Genomic DNA, 14,979 nt, shown 5'->3' with positions numbered 1-14,979 from the left:
CCGCGCCGAGGGTGCTCTCGGCGGCGTCGGCCGGGATCGCCGTCGCCAGTGCGGTGATCAGGCCGAGGGCGCCTAACGCGCCGGTGATCAGTGCCTGGCGGCGCCGGCGGGTGACGGATGGGGACGGGGCGTTGACGCTCATGCCTGAGCCTCCGTATGCGAATCAAGGGATGGAACGGCGGGACGCGCCCCCGGACCATCGATCTGACAGGGAGATCGCCTTGAGGACTCAGTGTGAGAATCGGTCCGAAACTTGTCAAGAACGACATGAAAACTTTCGGGTCGCTACGCCTCCGTGCGGAAGAGGAATGCAGGACCAGGCATGCGGAAAGTTTCGGCCCGTTGCCCGGGATACGCGTGAACGTTTCATCGCCGTCGTCGTCGTGCAGAGGGAAGGATTACCGGGCCATTCGCGTCGGAACACCGGCGGACGGGCAGCACCTGGGAGGACGGCCGGGGAACGGGGGCGGGCGATGAGGGACGAACAGCGCGAAGGCCGCACGCCACAGAGCGTGCGCCGCCGCGAGCTGCTGACCATGCCCGTCGCCCTGGCCTGCGGCTCGGCGGCGCTGACCGGCTGCGACGCCACGCTCCAGGCCCGCGGCGCCATGACCGCCACCCCCACCCCCGGCCCGGAGCGGGAGGTGCCGGTCACGCCGCCCGAAGACCTCATGCGCGAGCACGGAGTGCTCAAACGCGTCCTGCTGATCTACCGGGAGGGCGTCCGGCGGATCGAGGCCGGCGAGCGGGTGCCGGCGGGCCCCCTGCACGCCGGGGCCGGCATCATCAGCACCTTCATCGAGCAGTACCACGAGCAGCTCGAAGAGCGGTACGTCTTCCCGCCCCTGGTCATGGCGGGCAAGCTCACCGACGTCGTCCCCGTCCTGATCCTGCAGCACCGGCGCGGACGCGTCCTGACCGGCCGCATCCTGGGCGCCACCGCCCGGCCCACCTCCCAGATGGCCCGTCGCGGCCTGGCCGCGGACCTGACCGCCTTCGTCCGCATGTACGAGCCCCACGAAGCCCGCGAGGACACCGTGGTCTTCCCGGCCATGCGGGAGGTGATCCCGCCCGAGCGGTTCGCCGACCTGGCGGAGACGTTCGAGGACGAGGAGCACCGCCGTTTCGGCCCGGCCGGGTTCACCGGTGTGGTCGGGCAGGTGGCCGACATCGAGAAGGCGCTCGGCATCTACGACCTGAACCAGTTCACACCCCGCGGCTGACCGCGGCTGACCATGGCCGGGCACCGAGCCTGCCGTCGTCCATGGCCAGGACGGTGTCCACCTTCGCCAGGGTGGCCAGGTCGTGCGTGACCATGACGGTGGCCAGGTCGTTCTTCCTGGTGAGGTCGGCCAGCAGGGAGACGATCCGCTCGCCCCGGTCGTGGTCGAGCGCGCTGGTCGGCTCGTCCACCAGCAGGACCTCGGGGGAGTTCATCAACGCGCGGGCGATGTTGACGCGCTGGCGCTCGCCGCCGGACAGCTGGTGCGGGCGCTTGTGCTCCTTGCCGCCCAGGTCGACGGCGAGCAGCAAGTCCCGCGCCCGCGGGCCCGCGTCGCGGGGGGACTCGCCGGCCAGGTGCGCCATCACCAGGAGCTGGTCGAGCGCGGTCAGCGAGGGGAGCAGGTTGGCCTGCTGGAACACGATGCCGACGTGGTCGCGGCGGACCCTGGTGCGGACCGCCTGCCCGGCGCTGGAGACGTCCTGCCCGGAGATGATCACGCTGCCCGCCGCGGGCGTGATCAGCGTGGCGGCGACGGCGAGCAGGCTGGACTTGCCCGAGCCGGACGGGCCGACCACCGCGGTGAACTCGCCCGGCCCGACGGCCAGACTGACGTGGTCGAGCGCGGTCAGCGTACGGTCGCCGTCGGGGTAGGTGAGGACGACGTCGGTGAGCTGGAGGGTCATCGGGAGGCTCCCAGGGCGGTCAGCGGGTCGACAGAGGTGATCTTGCGGATGGCCAGCGCGGCTCCGGCCGCCCCGAGGACGATCATCACGGCCACCGGCGCCACGGTGGTCGTCACCGACAGCACGAACGGGACGGTCCCCTCGGCCAGCGCCCCGAGACCCGCCCCGAGCAGCCCCCCGACGCCCGCGCCGACCAGCAGCACGATGACCGCCTGGGCCAGCGCGTCCCGCAGGAGGTAGCCGGAGCTCGCGCCCAGCGCCTTGAGCACGGCGACGTCGCCGCGCCGCTGGATCGTCCAGACGGTGAAGAAGGCCCCGATGACCAGGGCGGAGATCGCGAACAGGAAGCCGCGCATCAGCTGGAGCGACCCGTTCTCGGAGGAGAACGAGCCGATCGCGGCGGGGGCCTCGGACAGCGGGACCGTCGTGGTGCCGATCCGGGCGTCGGCCGCCTCCAGCCCGGCAGTGCCGCTGGAGGGCAGCGCCAGGACGGTCGCTACGCTGTCGGCGCCGCCCTGGCGGCCCATCTGCTCCCAGTCGCCGATGCCGAGCCAGACGACGGGCGTGTGGCTGTAGGACGCCTGGCCGCCGACACCGGAGACGGTGAAGTCCTTGCCCGCGATCCGGACCGTGTCGCCGGTCTTCACCCCGGTGTCGGCGGCGAGCGCGGCGGACAGGACGATCCTCCCCGTGTCCACCGGCCGCCCCTGGGCCAGGGCACCGCCCGGCTGGACGCCGAAGAGCGCCACCCCCGCGCTCCGATCGTCGCCGTAGCCGAGTCTCGACATGGAGACGCCGAGCCTCTCGACGGAGTCGCCGGCCACCCGCCGCCACTCCTGCCAGGTCTGGTCGGTGACGCGGCTGTCGGCGAAGGCGGGCTTCCCGCCCCCGGCGAAGACGAGGTGCCCGGCGGGCAGGCTCTCCACGGCCGAGATGTTCTCCCGCGCCAGCCCGGCGGTCAGGCCGGACAACATGGTCACCAGGAGCGTGATGAGGAAGACGACGGCGCCCATGAGGGCGAACCGTCCCTTTGCGAAGCGCAGGTCTCTGAGCGCCACGAACACGGCGCGTCCCCCGTTGCGGTTGAAGGTCACATTGGCGTTCCCAGCGTGCGGGCGTCCGGTTCCCGCCCGCATCGTGCATGCGGTCCGCCCGGAATACTTCTTTTGGACGATTTGGGATGCGGGGCCGTCGCATACGCTTGGTGAGAGATGTCTGACTATCCGTTCCCGCCCGCCCTCCGGCTGCTCCGCTGGACCGTGCACGGCACGTTCGCGATCCTCCTGGTGGTCGCGCTGGCCGGCGTCGCCGGGAAGGGGCGGTTCGCGCTGGTGCTGGGCGGAGCGCTCCTCGGGGTCCTCTACCTGGCCGGTCTCGTGATCGAAGAGCGGCTGCCGCACTTCGGCGGCCCGACGCACCTGCGGCTGGGCCGGATCTGGCTGGTGCTGACCACGGCCGGCTGGGCGGGCCTCGCCCTGGCCGCACCGCAGTTCGTCTGGCTGGCCTTCCCGCTCTTCTTCGCCTACCTGCACCTCCTGCCGCTGGCGGTCGCGGTGCCGGGCGTGGTGGCGCTGACCCTGGCGGCCGTCCTGGCCGCCGCCTGGCACGAGGGCCGGCTGACCGCCGCCCTGGTCATCGGCCCGACGATCGGCGCGGCGGTGGCCACGCTGATGGCCATGGTCTACAAGGCGCTGCACGCCGAGAGCGAGGAGCGCCGCCTGCTGATCGACGACCTGGTCCGCACGCGGGGGAAGCTGCTCCAGGCGGAGGGCGACGCCGTACGGCTGGCCGAGCGGGAACGCCTGGCCAGGGAGATCCACGACACGCTGGCCCAGGGCATGTCCAGCATCATCCTGCTCCTGCGCGCGGCCCGGCGGGACCTGGCGGAAGACCTCCCGGCCGCCGAGCGCCGCATCGCCGAAGCGGCGGACGCGGCCAAGGAGAACCTGGAGGAGGCCAGGAACTTCGTCCGCGGCCTGGCTCCTCCGGCGCTGCAACACGCGTCGCTGGCCGCGGCGCTGCGCAGGGCCGGCGACTCGGCCGTGGCGGGCACGCCCATCCAGGCGCGCTTCGAGATCTCCGGCACCCCGGCGCCGCTGCCCGCCGACTACGACGCCACGCTGCTGCGCATCGCCCAGGGCGCCCTGGGCAACGTCAGCCGCCACTCCGGAGCCGGTCACGCAGGGGTGACCCTCACGTACCTGGACGACGTGGTCGTGCTGGACGTGTACGACGACGGCCGCGGGTTCGACCCCGTACGTACGGCCGGGTTCGGCCTGCGCGCGATGCGCGAACGGGTGAGCGCCCTGGGCGGCAGCCTCACCGTGGAGTCGGCCCCCGGCGAGGGCACGGCCGTCGTGGCGACCCTGCCGCTGCCGCCCCTGGAGGGGCCGTGATCCGGATCGTCCTGGTGGACGACCATCCCGTCGTCCGCTCCGGCCTGCGTGCCATGCTGGCCGGGCAGCCCGATTTCGACCTGGTCGGCGAGGCCGCCACGGGCGAGGAGGGCGTGGAACTGGCCGCCAGGCTCGCCCCCGACGTCGTGCTGATGGACCTCCAGCTCGGGGCGGGCATGCACGGCAGCGAGGCGACCCGCCGGATCGTGGCCCTGGACGGCCCCCGGGTCCTGGTGCTCACGACGTTCGACACCGACGCCGACATCGTGGCCGCCATCGAGTCGGGCGCGACCGGCTACCTGCTGAAGGACGCCCCGTCGGAGGACCTGCACGCCGCCGTCCGGTCGGCCGCCACGGGGGCCGGCGCGCTGGCGCCGAGCGTGGCCGCGCGCCTGCTGGGCCGGGTCCGCGCTCCCGACGCCACGCTCAGCCCGCGTGAGCTGGAGGTCCTCGGGCACGTCGCCGCCGGCCTGTCGAACCGGCAGATCAGCAAGGTGATGTTCCTCAGCGAGACCACGGTCAAGACCCATCTGGCGCACATCTACACCAAGCTGGACGTGGACTCCCGCACGGCGGCCGTCGCCGCGGCCTCGAAGAGGGGCCTCATCCGTTCCCCCTGAGCCGGAACCGCCGGGGCCGGGGCTACGCGCCGGCCCTGGCGGCCTGGGCGGTGGCGCGCAGCTGCTCCTCCTGCTCGTGGCTGAGCGAGGTCTGCAGGATGTGGCCGCCGTACTGGGCGATCTCCGGGATCACCTTGTCGGGGGTGCTCTGGACGACCAGGAGGAACAGGGCGGCGGTGCCGGGTTCGAGCTTGGTGGCCAGCTCGCGCATGAAGTCGTCGTTCACACCGGTGTCGGCCAGCGCGCCGCCGACGGCTCCTCCCGCCGCGCCGAGCGCCATGCCGAGCAGCGGCATGAGGAACAGCAGGCCGATGAGCCCGCCCCACAGGGCGCCGCCGGCCGCGCCCGCGCCCGCCAGGCTGGTGGCCTGGTGCAGCTTGATCTTGCCGTCCTGCCTGCGCTCGACGACGGCGGCGTCCTCCAGCTTGATGAGGTTCTCCTTCTGCATCTGCCCGAGGCGGTCGCGTACGGACATGGCGGTCTGGACGTCGGGATAGGCGATGGCGATCAGGTTGCTCATGGCGGTTTCTCCTGCGGTTCGCGGTTTCAGGGCGTGACGATGGCGAAGTCGGGCTTGGGCTGGTCCAGCACGGAGGTCAGGCGGCGCAGGACGGCCAGGTCGCCGTCATGGTCGATCCCGCCCCGCTCCGGCTCGGCGTCGCCGTCACCGGCGAGCAGGCCGAGCAGGCGCTGCCGGCTCAGCCGCAGCGTCAGGTCGGCTCCGTCGCCCGAGGGCGACTTCTGGTGGACGAGGACGCCGTTGGACATCGTGGTCCGGTGGCGTTCGTCCAGGTCGGTGAGGTGCCAGTCGATGGCGAAGCGCTCGTTCCAGGCGGCGGGGCCGTTCACCCGGATGGCCAGGGAGTCGAAGAGCTGCTCGCTGGACAGCGCGCCGAGCATGTCGGGTGAGGTGGTGCTGGTGGCGCCCGGCGAGGGGCCGTCCTTCAGCTCGCCCGCGCCGGTTAGGTAGAAGTTGCGCCAGGTCGCGTTCTCGGCGCCCTGGCCGAGGCGGGTGTAGACGCGGGCCAGCAGCCTGCGGGCCGAGGCGTCGTTCTCGTCGGCGTACACGGCGTGGTTCAGCAGCGTCGCGGCGAAGCGCAGGTCGCCTTCCTTGACGTAGCGGTCGGCCAGGCTCACCACGGCCGAGGTGCCGCCGAACGCCTCGACGTAGCGGCGGGCCTGCTCGACGGGCGGGTGTTCCCACAGGTGGGCGGGGTTGCCGTCGAACCAGCCCAGGTAGCGCTGGTAGATGGCCTTGACGTTGTGGCTGACCGAGCCGTAGTAGCCGTGGGTGTGCCAGACCTGCTCCAGAGCCGGCGGCACCTGCACGACCTCGGCGATCTCGGCGCCGGTCAGGCCCTGGTTGAGCAGGCGGAGGGTCTGGTCGTGCAGGTAGGCGTACAGGTCGCGCTGCTGGGACAGGAAGGTGACGATGTCGTCCCTGCCCCAGGTGGGCCAGTGGTGGGAGGCGAAGGCGACGTCGGTCCGGTCGGCGAAGAGCTCGACGGCCTCGGTCAGGTAGCGGGCCCAGACGCGGGCGTCGCGGACCACCGCGCCGCGCAGCGTGAGGATGTTGTGCAGGTTGTGGGTGGCGTTCTCGGCCAGGCAGAGGGCGCGGCGGTCGGGGAACAGGAAGTTCATCTCGGCGGGGGCCTCGGTGCCCGGGGTGAGCTGGAAGACGATGCGCACGCCGTCGACCGTCTCCTCCTGGCCGGTGCGGGTGACGTCCACGTTCGGCGGGATGAGGGAGACGGTGCCCTGCGAGGTGCCCATGCCCAGCCCGCAGCCGAGCTGGCCCTCCGGGGTCCGGGGGAGGAGCTGGCCGTACATGTAGAGGGCGCGGCGGTTCATGGCGGTGCCGGCGTAGACGTTCTCGGCTACGGCGTGTTCCATGAAGTGGGCCGGGGCCAGGATCGGCACGTCGCCGTCGGTGACGCCGCGTACGCCGCCGAAGTGGTCGACGTGGCTGTGGGTGTAGACGACCCCGGTGACCGGGCGGTCGCCCCGGTGGTCGCGGTAGAGCGCGAGCGCGGCGGCGGCGCACTCGGCCGAGACCAGCGGATCGATGACGACGACGCCGGTGTCGCCCTCCACGAGGGTCATGTTGGACAGGTCGAGGCCGCGCACCTGGTAGATGCCGTCGGTGACCTCGTACAGGCCCTGCTTGGCGCACAGTTGCGCCTGGCGCCACAGGCTCGGATGAGCGGTCTCCGGGCAGTCGCCGGCCAGGAAGTCGTACGCGTCGTTGTCCCAGACGACCTCGCCGTTCCTCGACTTGACCACGCCGGGGGTCAGCTTGGCGATGAAGCCGCGATCGGCGTGGTCGAAGTCCGTCCGATCCTGGAAGGGAAGGTCTGCCATGAGACCGTCCTGCCCTCGGCCGTCTTCGATGAGGGCAACGAGGACCCCAAGAAAGAGCATGCCCGGACGCGGCGTTCACCCTTGGCCGATTGCATACCCTCGCCCGCGTTGCACGCCGCCCGGCCGAGGAAGGCTGATCACATGTGTGCTTCTCGGGCCGGGCTGCTGGCATGGGCGCGCAGCGCGGTCGCGGCCGCGGTGATCACCGGTGTCTACTTCGCCGTGCCGCTGCCGACGGGAAGATCGCAGGGCGCGTCGCCCGAGCTGCGCGCCCTGGCCTGCCTGGCCGGGGTGATGATCCTGGCCTGGCTGCTGGTGCGGCAGGTGGAACGCGCGCTGCGGCCCGGACGGTTCCTGGCCGAGCAACTGGCGATGTTGCTGACCGTCGTCGTCGTGGTGGTGGTCTTCTTCGCGGCGCTGTACTACCTGATGGCCGACCAGTTCCACGGGCTGCGCACGCGGGTGGACGCCCTGTACTTCTCGGTGATCACCCTGGGCACGGTCGGGTACGGCGACGTCGTCCCCTTGGGGCAGGGGGCGAAGGCGGTGGTCATCGTGCAGGTGATCTTCGACCTGGTCGTCGTGACGTCCGCGCTCGCGGTCATCGTCGGCGTGTGGCGCTCGCGTCCCTGGTCATGAGGCTTCCCATTCCTGGCAGGGGATCAGCGGGTGGTGGCGGTAGATGGTGCCGATGATCCGCTTGTCCGCCTGGATGTAGACCTCCTGGGAGGCCGGGCCGCAGGCGCACTCCGGGGACTCCTCGTGCCCCACGCTGTCGTCAATGGGACGTATATGCACAGTCTTTTGCATGGCGTCTTCTCCGGGGGAGAGGGAAGGCTTGGGTCATCTTATCCCCGTATGTGCATTTATTTGGTCGTTTGTCGCATTTTTTGGTGGTAAAGGATGCTCGGCCAGGTAGTCCTGGAGCTCGCGGTGACGGAACTGGTAGGCGACCCCGGAGATCCGCAGCAGCCCCGCGTCGTAGCACCGGTGCAGGAACCGTCCCAGCCGCCACGGCAGCCGCCCGCGCGTGGACAGCAGGAACCCCAGGTAGCGGCGCGCCAGCAGCGGCGACCAGGACGCCACCAGGGACATGCCGAACACCGCGCTCCCGGTGGCCGCCGTGGCGACCGACAGCCCGTCCAGCAGCTCCGCGAACCAGATCCCGAGGATGAACCCGAATCCGGGACCGAAGGTGAGCGCCGCCACCAGCGTCGAGACGACGTCGCCGCGGATGATCGCCCTGGGGTCGGCGCCGTCCCAGGAACCGCCGTCCCCGTTCTCGCCGCCCCGCCCGGTCGCCATGCCGATCCCGAACAGGAGGCCGAAGACGACCGGCACCCACAGCGGAAGGGCGGTGCCGAACTCCATGACCACCGCCGCCCCCGCCAGGGAGCCGCCCAGGGCGGCGAGCACGCCGTCCACCACGGCCTTCCTGCGGTCACCTACGCGGCGGAGCCGGCGGAAACCGGCCTCGTCCGCCGTGGACCACACCTCCCGCCAGGCCCTGAACGGTTCCAGCAGCAGGCCCACCGCCACCACCCCGGGCAGCAGGAGAAGCATGAGCGCACCCACCGCCGCGCCCGTCAGCCGGCCGTCCACGATGTGCACCTGCGAGACCGCCAGGACGGCCAGGGCGACGACGACGCCGACCCCGGGGAGGCAGGTCGCCAGGGCCACCAGCGCGCCGACGACCCGAGGACGATCACCCGCCAGCGGCCACAACTGGTGCAGCACCAGGTCGGTGCCGGACAGCACGCGTCCGTGGAACGGCGGCCGGCCCGCGTTCCCGCGCAGATAACCGGCCAGGACGGCCAGCCAGGCATGCGTCCGCTCGGCGGTGGGCCCCTTCCCCGCCGGGGCCGCTGCGGCCAGGCGGGCGGGGATGAACAGGCCGAGAAGGTGCTCCCGCACGGACGACTGGTCGGCGAACTCCGTGAGCACCTCGGGGGAGCGCACGTAGCGGCCGGTGAGCGGGTCGCGTTCCTCGTAGACGCTGACCGCCAGGGTCAGCCGCCACGGCGTGCCGAGCGCGTCGGCCAGGACGTGGCCGTCGCGGGTCAGCGCGTCCAGCACCGGCCGCCAGCGGTCCGGGTCCTCCTGGTCGGTGACGGCCTGGATGAAACGCCAGGCCTTGTCGCTGGTCACCGTCCCCACGTCGACCCGGACGACGCCGCGGGGGACGGCCCGGTCGGCGACCAGGGCGTCGTACTGGCCGGTACGGCAGGTCACGATCAGGCTGCAACGGTCCGGCCCGTGCTCGTAGTCCTCCAGCGCGCGCAGCACCCGGGCGGCCCGCGACCCGTAGCCCGGCTCGTCGGTCTCGTCCACCTCGTCCAGCCCGTCGACGACGGGCAGGATCTTCTCCGCCGCCACGAGCGTGTGCGCCATCACCGGCTTCAGACCGTACGTCGCCGTCAGGTGCCGGGCGAGCATGGTTCTCACCGGCACGTCCGGGTCGATGCTCGTCGCGGAGATCCGCACCGGGACGCGGTCGTCGGGCTGCCTGCCGGCGAGCAGCTTGAGGACCAACTCGATCGCGAGGACGGTCTTGCCCGACCCCGCCACTCCGGCGATCACGAACCGTCGCGGCTCCCGCAGGCCGCGGAAGTAGTCGGCCACCTGCGTCAGGGTGCCGGACGGCGGGGCGGAGACGGAACCGCCGGTGGGGCGGAAGAAGAAGTCGACGTCGATGACGACGTCGCTGCCCTTGCCGCCCAGCAACTGGGCCCGCTGGGCCCGCTCCTCGGTCAGCACCCGCCGGGCCAGCAGGATCCCGGCCGCCTGTACGTCGGTGTCGGCCACGCGCTGCGCCTGCCACCAGGAGATCACGGCGAGGACGGTCCCGACGAGCGCGAACCCTCCGCCGACCGGGTCGACGTCGCCGGGATACCGCGTCCACAACCGCAGCGCGGCGGCGGTCAGCATGACCATCCCGATCGCCACGCCCGCCCGGAACCACCATGCCTTCGTACGCCGCCTCACGGTCCTAGCATGTCAAGCCCGCCCCTGACGTGTGCGGGGAAAGGCGCAAAGAACCCGCTTCGTCCCGTACCGGCTCGCGATCCGGCTCGGGACGTGCAACCCCTGACCCGGCACCTGCGAAACACAGGTATGTGGAACGCACACCAGGCCGGCAGGTGACGGGTGCGGCCCTGCGGCCGGCCCGCGCGCTCGGCGTGCTGTCGGCGCTGGCCATGGTCGGCTGCCAGGTGGCGTCAGGGCTGGACTCGCAGCCCGGACGGCTCACCGCGGTGATCGTCGCCCTGCTGGCGACGTGCGCCGTGGCCTTCGCCGCGGACGCCTGGGGGGCGGCCAGGGCGGCGGCCGCCTTCGCCGGAGCGGCGCTGACCGGGTACGCGGCCGAACTGGCCGGGCTGCTGACCGGGTTCCCGTTCGGCTCCTACAGCTACAGCGAGGCGCTGCGGCCGCAGGTGGCCGGTGTCCCCGTGCCGGTGGTGCTGGCGTGGGGCGGCATGGGGCTGGCGGCCTACGCGGTGGCGGTCGCGGTCGTGCCGTCCGGCGGGCCGGCCCGGGTGTGCGCGGGCGCGGGCGCGCTGACGGCGTGGGACCTGTTCCTCGACCCCCAGATGGTCCGGCTCGGGTTGTGGACGTGGGCGCGGGAGGGCTTCTACCGCGGCGTGCCGCTGAGCAACTTCGCGGGCTGGCTGTTGGTGTCGGCGCTGGTCATGGTGGTCGTCGGGCGGATCGCCCGCGCCACCGGGCCGGCGCGCGGGCTGCTGGCGCTCTACACGGTCATGGCGGTGATGGAGACGGTGGGCTTCGCGGCGGTGTTCGAGCCGCCCGACCTCCTGGTCGCCGCCGCCGGAGGGATCACGATGGGCGCGTTCGCCGCGCCGGCCTGGAGGCGGTCATGGCCGAAGTCACGGTGATCGGCGGCGGGGTGGGCGGCATGGCGTGCGCGCTGCTGCTGGCCCGCCAGGGGCACGAGGTGCGGCTGTACGAGCAGTCGCCGCGATTGGGCGGCAAGCTGGCCGAACATCGGCGTGACGGCTTCACCTTCTCCCTCGGCCCGTCGCTGCTCACGATGCCGCGCGTGCTGCGCGACCTGGGGCTCGACCGCGAACTGATCGAGCCGGCGCTGCTGTGCCGCTACCGCTTCGCCGACGGCACGGTCCTGGACGCCCACCGCGATCCGCGGCGGATGGCCGCCGAGGTGGAACGGCTGGCGCCGGGGGAGGGACGGGCCTGGTCGGCCTTTCACGACTGGGCCCAGGGCTGTCTGCGGGCGGCCGAGCGGACCGTGTTCGCCGGGCCGCCGATCCGGCGGCAGGGCAGGCCGCGCCTGTCGGACCTGACGGCGGTGGCCCCCACGCGCACGCTGGCCGGGCTGGCGCGGCGCCACTTCCGCGACCCCCGGCTTCGTCAGTACGTCGGCCGCTACGCCACGTACGCGGGATCGAGCCCGTACCGTGCGCCGGCCGCGCTGGGGTGCGTCCCGGCGCTGGAACACGGGCAGGGCGTCTGGTACGCGCCCGGCGGGCTGGCCCGGCTGGCCGACGACCTGGCGCTGCTGCTGAAGGCCGCGGGAGTGGAGATCTTCCTGTCCGAGCCCGTCACCGACGTCGAGGCCGACGACTCCAGGGTCACCGGCGTGCGGCTGGCGGGCGGGCGCCGGGTGCGGGCCGACGTCGTGGTGGCCAACACCGACGCCGCCGCCCTGTACGGACGACTGTCCCCCGACCGGCGGCGGCTGCGCCGGATCGCCCGGCTCGGGACCTCGTCCTCGGCGTTCCTGCTGCTGGCCGGGGTGGAGGGGCGCACGCCGGGGCTGCCGCATCACTCGGTGCTGTTCTCGGCCGACTACGAGCGGGAGTTCGCCGACATCTTCGACCGGCGGCGTCCGCCCCTCGACCCGACGGTCTACCTCGGCTGCTCGGCGGTGGACGACGCCTCCCAGGCCCCGCACGGGGCGGAGAACTGGACGATGCTGGTCAACGTGCCCGCTCGTGATCCGGCGCGATGGGGGATCGAGGTCGAGGCGTACCGGGACCTCGTGCTGGAACGGCTGGCCGGGCGCGGCTTCGACCTGGCCGGGCGGCTGCGCTTCGTCGACGTCCTCACCCCCGCCGACCTGCGGGATCGTTACGGCGCGTGGGGCGGCGCGATCTACGGCAGCGCCTACCGCGGCAGGCTGGCGTCCTTCGCCCGGCCGGGCAACCGGGGGCCGAGACGCGGGCTGTACCTGGTGGGCGGCTCGGCCCACCCGGGCGGAGGTCTGCCGATGGTGACGCTGGGCGCCCGCATCGTGGCCGAGCTGGTGGCCCAGGACCTCACGGACGGCTCCCGATGAGGCCGGTCCGGGTCGCGGTCACCGTCGCGCAGGTCGCGGCGGCGGCCGTCGTGGTGGCGCGGCTCGCGCGGGGACGGCGGCGGCTGCCCGCGCTCCTGCCGCGTCCGGCCGCCGGCGAGCCGGTGTCCGTGGTGATCCCGGCGCGGAACGAGGAGGCCAGGATCGGGCCGTGCCTGCGCGCCGCTCTCGCCGCCCCCGCCGTCCGCGAGGTGATCGTCGTCGACGACGGCTCCCGGGACGGCACGGCGAGGCTGGCGGCGTCCCTGGGCGCCGTGGTCGTCCCCGCCGATCCGCTGCCGCCCGGCTGGGTGGGCAAACAGTGGGCGCTGCGCCGGGGGGTGGCCGCCGCCCGGTCCGACGTGGTGGTCACGCTGGACGCCGACGTCCGGCCCGAGCCCGGCCTGTTCGGGGCGCTGGCCGCCACCCTGGACCGGTACGACCTGGTCAGCGCCGGCCCCCGCTTCGTCTGCGACGGCCCGCTGGAGCAGGCCCTGCACGCCTCGATGCTGGCGACCCTCGTCTACCGCTTCGGCCCGGTCGGCCCGCCGAGCCCCCCGCCGCCGCACCGGGCCCTCGCCAACGGCCAGTGCATGGCCTTCCGCCGGGCCCGGATGACCGAGACGGACGGCTTCGCACTCGTACGCGACCGGATGACCGACGACGTGGCGCTGGCCCGATGCCTGGCCGGACGGGGCTGGTCGGTCGGCTTCCTGGACGCCGGCGGCCTGCTGGAGGTCGACATGCACGACTCGGCGGGCGAGCTGTGGCGCGAGTGGGGACGTTCGCTGCCGCTGGCCGACGTGACCGGCCCCGGATGGCAGGCGGCCGACCTGGCGGTGATCTGGCTGACGGCGGCGCTGCCCGTGCTGCGGCTGGCCGCGGGCCGCCCGACCGGCCTGGACCTGGCGCTGCTGGGCCTGCGGGTGTCGCTGACGGCCGCGCTGCGGGGCAGCTACCGGCGGCCGGGCGCGGGGCTGCTGCTGTCGCCGCTGCTGGACCCGGCGGCCGCCTTCCGGCTGACACAGGCCACCGTACGGCCGGTGCGCAGGTGGCGCGGCCGCACGTACGGCCAGGTCACCGGCGGCGGCCGCACGTACGGTGAGGTCAGCGGCGGCGGCCGGCCAGCGCGGCCTGCCCGAAGCGGAGCCCGATGAGGCACATCAGCGCACCGGTGGCCGCCACCAGCTCGGCGGGCATGAACAGCAGCTGCAGCAGCGGCACCCCGAACACCGCCAGCCGCGCGCCCACCGCGAACGACCGCGTCACCAGCGCCGCAACGGTCAGCGCCGCCACGGCCAGCGCGAACGCCGGCGGGCAGATGACCGCGACCCCGCCCGCGAAGGTCAGCACGCAACGCCCGCCCCGGAACGCGGCGAACAACGGCCACGCGTGCCCCGCCATGGACGCCGCCACGGCCAGGTACACCGGCGCCACGCTCGCCCCGGTGACCACGCCGAAGGCGCCGGTGTGGCCGCCGCTGACCAGGAGCCCCGCCAACGCGGCCAGAGCGCCCTTCAGCGTGTCGCCCGCGAAGACCGGCACGCCCGCCCGCCGCCCGAGCTGCTCCTTGACGTTCCAGTACCCCGGGTTGCGGTCGCCGACGTGGCGCGGATCGACGCCGTGCGCCCGCCCCGCCAGGACCGCGACCGGCACCGAGCCCAGCAGGTAGCCGATGACGACCGCCACGAGCACCTCAACCATCGCGTCGTTCCACCTCGTCCGGTACGGCGGCAGGGGGGCGATGAAGCACATGGCCTTCGACCGGCCGCTGCTGCGTCGCGCCGGGGGCCTGCGGTTCTGGAAACTGCTCGGCACCGGCAGCGGCCGCTCGATGTCGCTGGGGGCCGACCTGCGGCGCTGGGCGCTGTTCGCCGTCTGGCGTGGGGAGGACGACCTGGAGGAGTTCCTGCGCCGCTCGCCGATCGCCGATCGCTGGCGGGCGGAGGCGTCGGAGTACTGGCAGACCCGGCTGGCGCCGCTGGCCTCGCGCGGCGCCTGGGCCGGTCGCGACCCGTTCGGCGGCCTCACGGCCCGCGACGACGGCGGACCCGGTCCGGTGGCGGTGCTGACCAGGGCGTCGATCCGGCCCGGCCGCCTGGTCGCCTTCTACCGGTCGGTCCCGCCGGTCGAGGAGCTGCTGCGGCGGCAGGAGGGCTGCCTGGCCTCGGTCGGCATGGGGGAGTGGCCGCTCGCCCGGCAGGCCACCTTCTCGCTGTGGCGCGACCGGCGGGCCGTACGGGCCTTCGCCTACCAGGGGCAGGCCCACCGGCAGGTCATCGAGCGCGTACGGGCACACGACTGGTACGCCGAAGAGCTGTTCGCCCGCTTCGTCCCCTATGCCGGCGAGGGCAGCTGGGACGGGCGCGACCCGCTGGGCTGA

15 protein-coding genes are annotated in these 14,979 nt (G+C 73.3%); 8 read left to right on the top strand and 7 right to left on the bottom strand.

Annotated elements, in window-relative coordinates:
* Positions 1-473: 473 nt before the first annotated feature.
* Positions 474-1,223, top strand: coding sequence for a hemerythrin domain-containing protein (locus ACWCSU_RS47830; RefSeq protein WP_449943172.1), 750 nt, complete (start codon positions 474-476; stop codon positions 1,221-1,223).
* Here the strand turns inward: ACWCSU_RS47830 and ACWCSU_RS47825 are convergent.
* Entirely contained in the window at positions 1,207-1,908 is a 702-nt protein-coding gene (locus tag ACWCSU_RS47825; protein WP_449943169.1) for an ABC transporter ATP-binding protein, read from the bottom strand. The two genes, ACWCSU_RS47830 and ACWCSU_RS47825, sit on opposite strands and share 17 nt — an antisense overlap.
* Positions 1,905-2,972: an ABC transporter permease gene (locus ACWCSU_RS47820; RefSeq protein WP_357705710.1), complete on the bottom strand. Its 1,068-nt coding sequence runs from the start codon at positions 2,970-2,972 to the stop codon at positions 1,905-1,907. Before ACWCSU_RS47820 ends, ACWCSU_RS47825 begins: the two co-directional genes overlap by 4 nt.
* A 147-nt stretch (positions 2,973-3,119) precedes the next feature.
* Between ACWCSU_RS47820 and ACWCSU_RS47815 the strand changes: the two genes are divergently transcribed.
* Together ACWCSU_RS47815 and ACWCSU_RS47810 are read left to right on the top strand one after the other, a co-directional pair.
* A complete protein-coding gene (locus ACWCSU_RS47815) occupies positions 3,120-4,304 on the top strand; it encodes a sensor histidine kinase (RefSeq protein ID WP_449943166.1) in 1,185 nt (394 codons plus the stop codon).
* Positions 4,301-4,924 (top strand): response regulator transcription factor, encoded by a 624-nt coding sequence (locus ACWCSU_RS47810; protein ID WP_357705576.1) that lies wholly within the window; start codon positions 4,301-4,303, stop codon positions 4,922-4,924. The genes ACWCSU_RS47815 and ACWCSU_RS47810 overlap by 4 nt, the downstream gene beginning before the upstream one ends.
* Positions 4,925-4,946: 22 nt before the next feature.
* Here ACWCSU_RS47810 and ACWCSU_RS47805 read toward each other — a convergent pair whose 3' ends face one another.
* Together ACWCSU_RS47805 and ACWCSU_RS47800 are read right to left on the bottom strand one after the other, a co-directional pair.
* Positions 4,947-5,444: a DUF1269 domain-containing protein gene (locus ACWCSU_RS47805; RefSeq protein ID WP_357705577.1), complete on the bottom strand. Its 498-nt coding sequence runs from the start codon at positions 5,442-5,444 to the stop codon at positions 4,947-4,949.
* Positions 5,445-5,470: 26 nt separating this feature from the next.
* The gene (locus ACWCSU_RS47800; protein ID WP_449943161.1) at positions 5,471-7,285 is read right to left on the bottom strand and encodes an alkyl/aryl-sulfatase; all 1,815 of its coding nucleotides are present in this window, start codon (positions 7,283-7,285) and stop codon (positions 5,471-5,473) included.
* 141 nt (positions 7,286-7,426) lie between these two features.
* On the opposite strand from ACWCSU_RS47800, the gene ACWCSU_RS47795 reads away from it, so the two are divergent.
* Complete coding sequence (locus ACWCSU_RS47795) at positions 7,427-7,924, top strand: potassium channel family protein (protein WP_449943158.1); 498 nt, start codon at positions 7,427-7,429, stop codon at positions 7,922-7,924.
* Here the strand turns inward: ACWCSU_RS47795 and ACWCSU_RS47790 are convergent.
* Both ACWCSU_RS47790 and ACWCSU_RS47785 read right to left on the bottom strand, forming a co-directional pair.
* Positions 7,919-8,056 carry a hypothetical protein gene (locus tag ACWCSU_RS47790; RefSeq protein WP_449943155.1) on the bottom strand — a complete coding sequence of 46 codons (138 nt, stop codon included), beginning with the start codon at positions 8,054-8,056 and terminating at the stop codon, positions 7,919-7,921. The two genes, ACWCSU_RS47795 and ACWCSU_RS47790, sit on opposite strands and share 6 nt — an antisense overlap.
* Positions 8,057-8,128: 72 nt before the next feature.
* On the bottom strand, positions 8,129-10,270 hold the full coding sequence (locus ACWCSU_RS47785) for an NACHT domain-containing protein (RefSeq protein ID WP_449943153.1): 2,142 nt from the start codon (positions 10,268-10,270) through the stop codon (positions 8,129-8,131).
* Between the two features lie 131 nt (positions 10,271-10,401).
* On the opposite strand from ACWCSU_RS47785, the gene ACWCSU_RS47780 reads away from it, so the two are divergent.
* From ACWCSU_RS47780 to ACWCSU_RS47770, 3 genes are read left to right on the top strand one after another with little or no spacing between them, the layout of a single operon-like run.
* Positions 10,402-11,178, top strand: coding sequence for a carotenoid biosynthesis protein (locus ACWCSU_RS47780; RefSeq protein WP_357705582.1), 777 nt, complete (start codon positions 10,402-10,404; stop codon positions 11,176-11,178).
* Positions 11,160-12,599, top strand: a complete 1,440-nt coding sequence (locus ACWCSU_RS47775) for a phytoene desaturase family protein (protein ID WP_449943150.1) — start codon at positions 11,160-11,162, stop codon at positions 12,597-12,599. The genes ACWCSU_RS47780 and ACWCSU_RS47775 overlap by 19 nt, the downstream gene beginning before the upstream one ends.
* The gene (locus ACWCSU_RS47770; protein WP_449943148.1) at positions 12,596-13,753 is read left to right on the top strand and encodes a glycosyltransferase; all 1,158 of its coding nucleotides are present in this window, start codon (positions 12,596-12,598) and stop codon (positions 13,751-13,753) included. The genes ACWCSU_RS47775 and ACWCSU_RS47770 overlap by 4 nt, the downstream gene beginning before the upstream one ends.
* Here the strand turns inward: ACWCSU_RS47770 and ACWCSU_RS47765 are convergent.
* On the bottom strand, positions 13,704-14,300 hold the full coding sequence (locus tag ACWCSU_RS47765; RefSeq protein ID WP_357705585.1) for a glycerol-3-phosphate acyltransferase: 597 nt from the start codon (positions 14,298-14,300) through the stop codon (positions 13,704-13,706). The two genes, ACWCSU_RS47770 and ACWCSU_RS47765, sit on opposite strands and share 50 nt — an antisense overlap.
* On the opposite strand from ACWCSU_RS47765, the gene ACWCSU_RS47760 reads away from it, so the two are divergent.
* Positions 14,272-14,979 carry a spheroidene monooxygenase gene (locus ACWCSU_RS47760; RefSeq protein ID WP_449943144.1) on the top strand — a complete coding sequence of 236 codons (708 nt, stop codon included), beginning with the start codon at positions 14,272-14,274 and terminating at the stop codon, positions 14,977-14,979. The genes ACWCSU_RS47765 and ACWCSU_RS47760 overlap by 29 nt on opposite strands.

It is taken from the genome of Nonomuraea sp. NPDC001699 (assembly GCF_053596455.1).
The sequence above is the reverse complement of the archived record's forward strand: the minus strand, read 5'-3'. Positions and strand labels throughout refer to the sequence as shown.

Coding starts and splice junctions, on each gene's coding strand:
- ACWCSU_RS47830 (WP_449943172.1), top strand. CDS start 474: ATGAGGGACGAACAGCGCGAAGGCCGCACGCCACAGAGCGTGCGCCGC.
- ACWCSU_RS47825 (WP_449943169.1), bottom strand. CDS start 1,908: ATGACCCTCCAGCTCACCGACGTCGTCCTCACCTACCCCGACGGCGAC.
- ACWCSU_RS47815 (WP_449943166.1), top strand. CDS start 3,120: ATGTCTGACTATCCGTTCCCGCCCGCCCTCCGGCTGCTCCGCTGGACC.
- ACWCSU_RS47805 (WP_357705577.1), bottom strand. CDS start 5,444: ATGAGCAACCTGATCGCCATCGCCTATCCCGACGTCCAGACCGCCATG.
- ACWCSU_RS47800 (WP_449943161.1), bottom strand. CDS start 7,285: ATGGCAGACCTTCCCTTCCAGGATCGGACGGACTTCGACCACGCCGAT.
- ACWCSU_RS47795 (WP_449943158.1), top strand. CDS start 7,427: ATGTGTGCTTCTCGGGCCGGGCTGCTGGCATGGGCGCGCAGCGCGGTC.
- ACWCSU_RS47775 (WP_449943150.1), top strand. CDS start 11,160: ATGGCCGAAGTCACGGTGATCGGCGGCGGGGTGGGCGGCATGGCGTGC.
- ACWCSU_RS47770 (WP_449943148.1), top strand. CDS start 12,596: ATGAGGCCGGTCCGGGTCGCGGTCACCGTCGCGCAGGTCGCGGCGGCG.
- ACWCSU_RS47760 (WP_449943144.1), top strand. CDS start 14,272: ATGACGACCGCCACGAGCACCTCAACCATCGCGTCGTTCCACCTCGTC.
- ACWCSU_RS47765 (WP_357705585.1), bottom strand. CDS start 14,300: ATGGTTGAGGTGCTCGTGGCGGTCGTCATCGGCTACCTGCTGGGCTCG.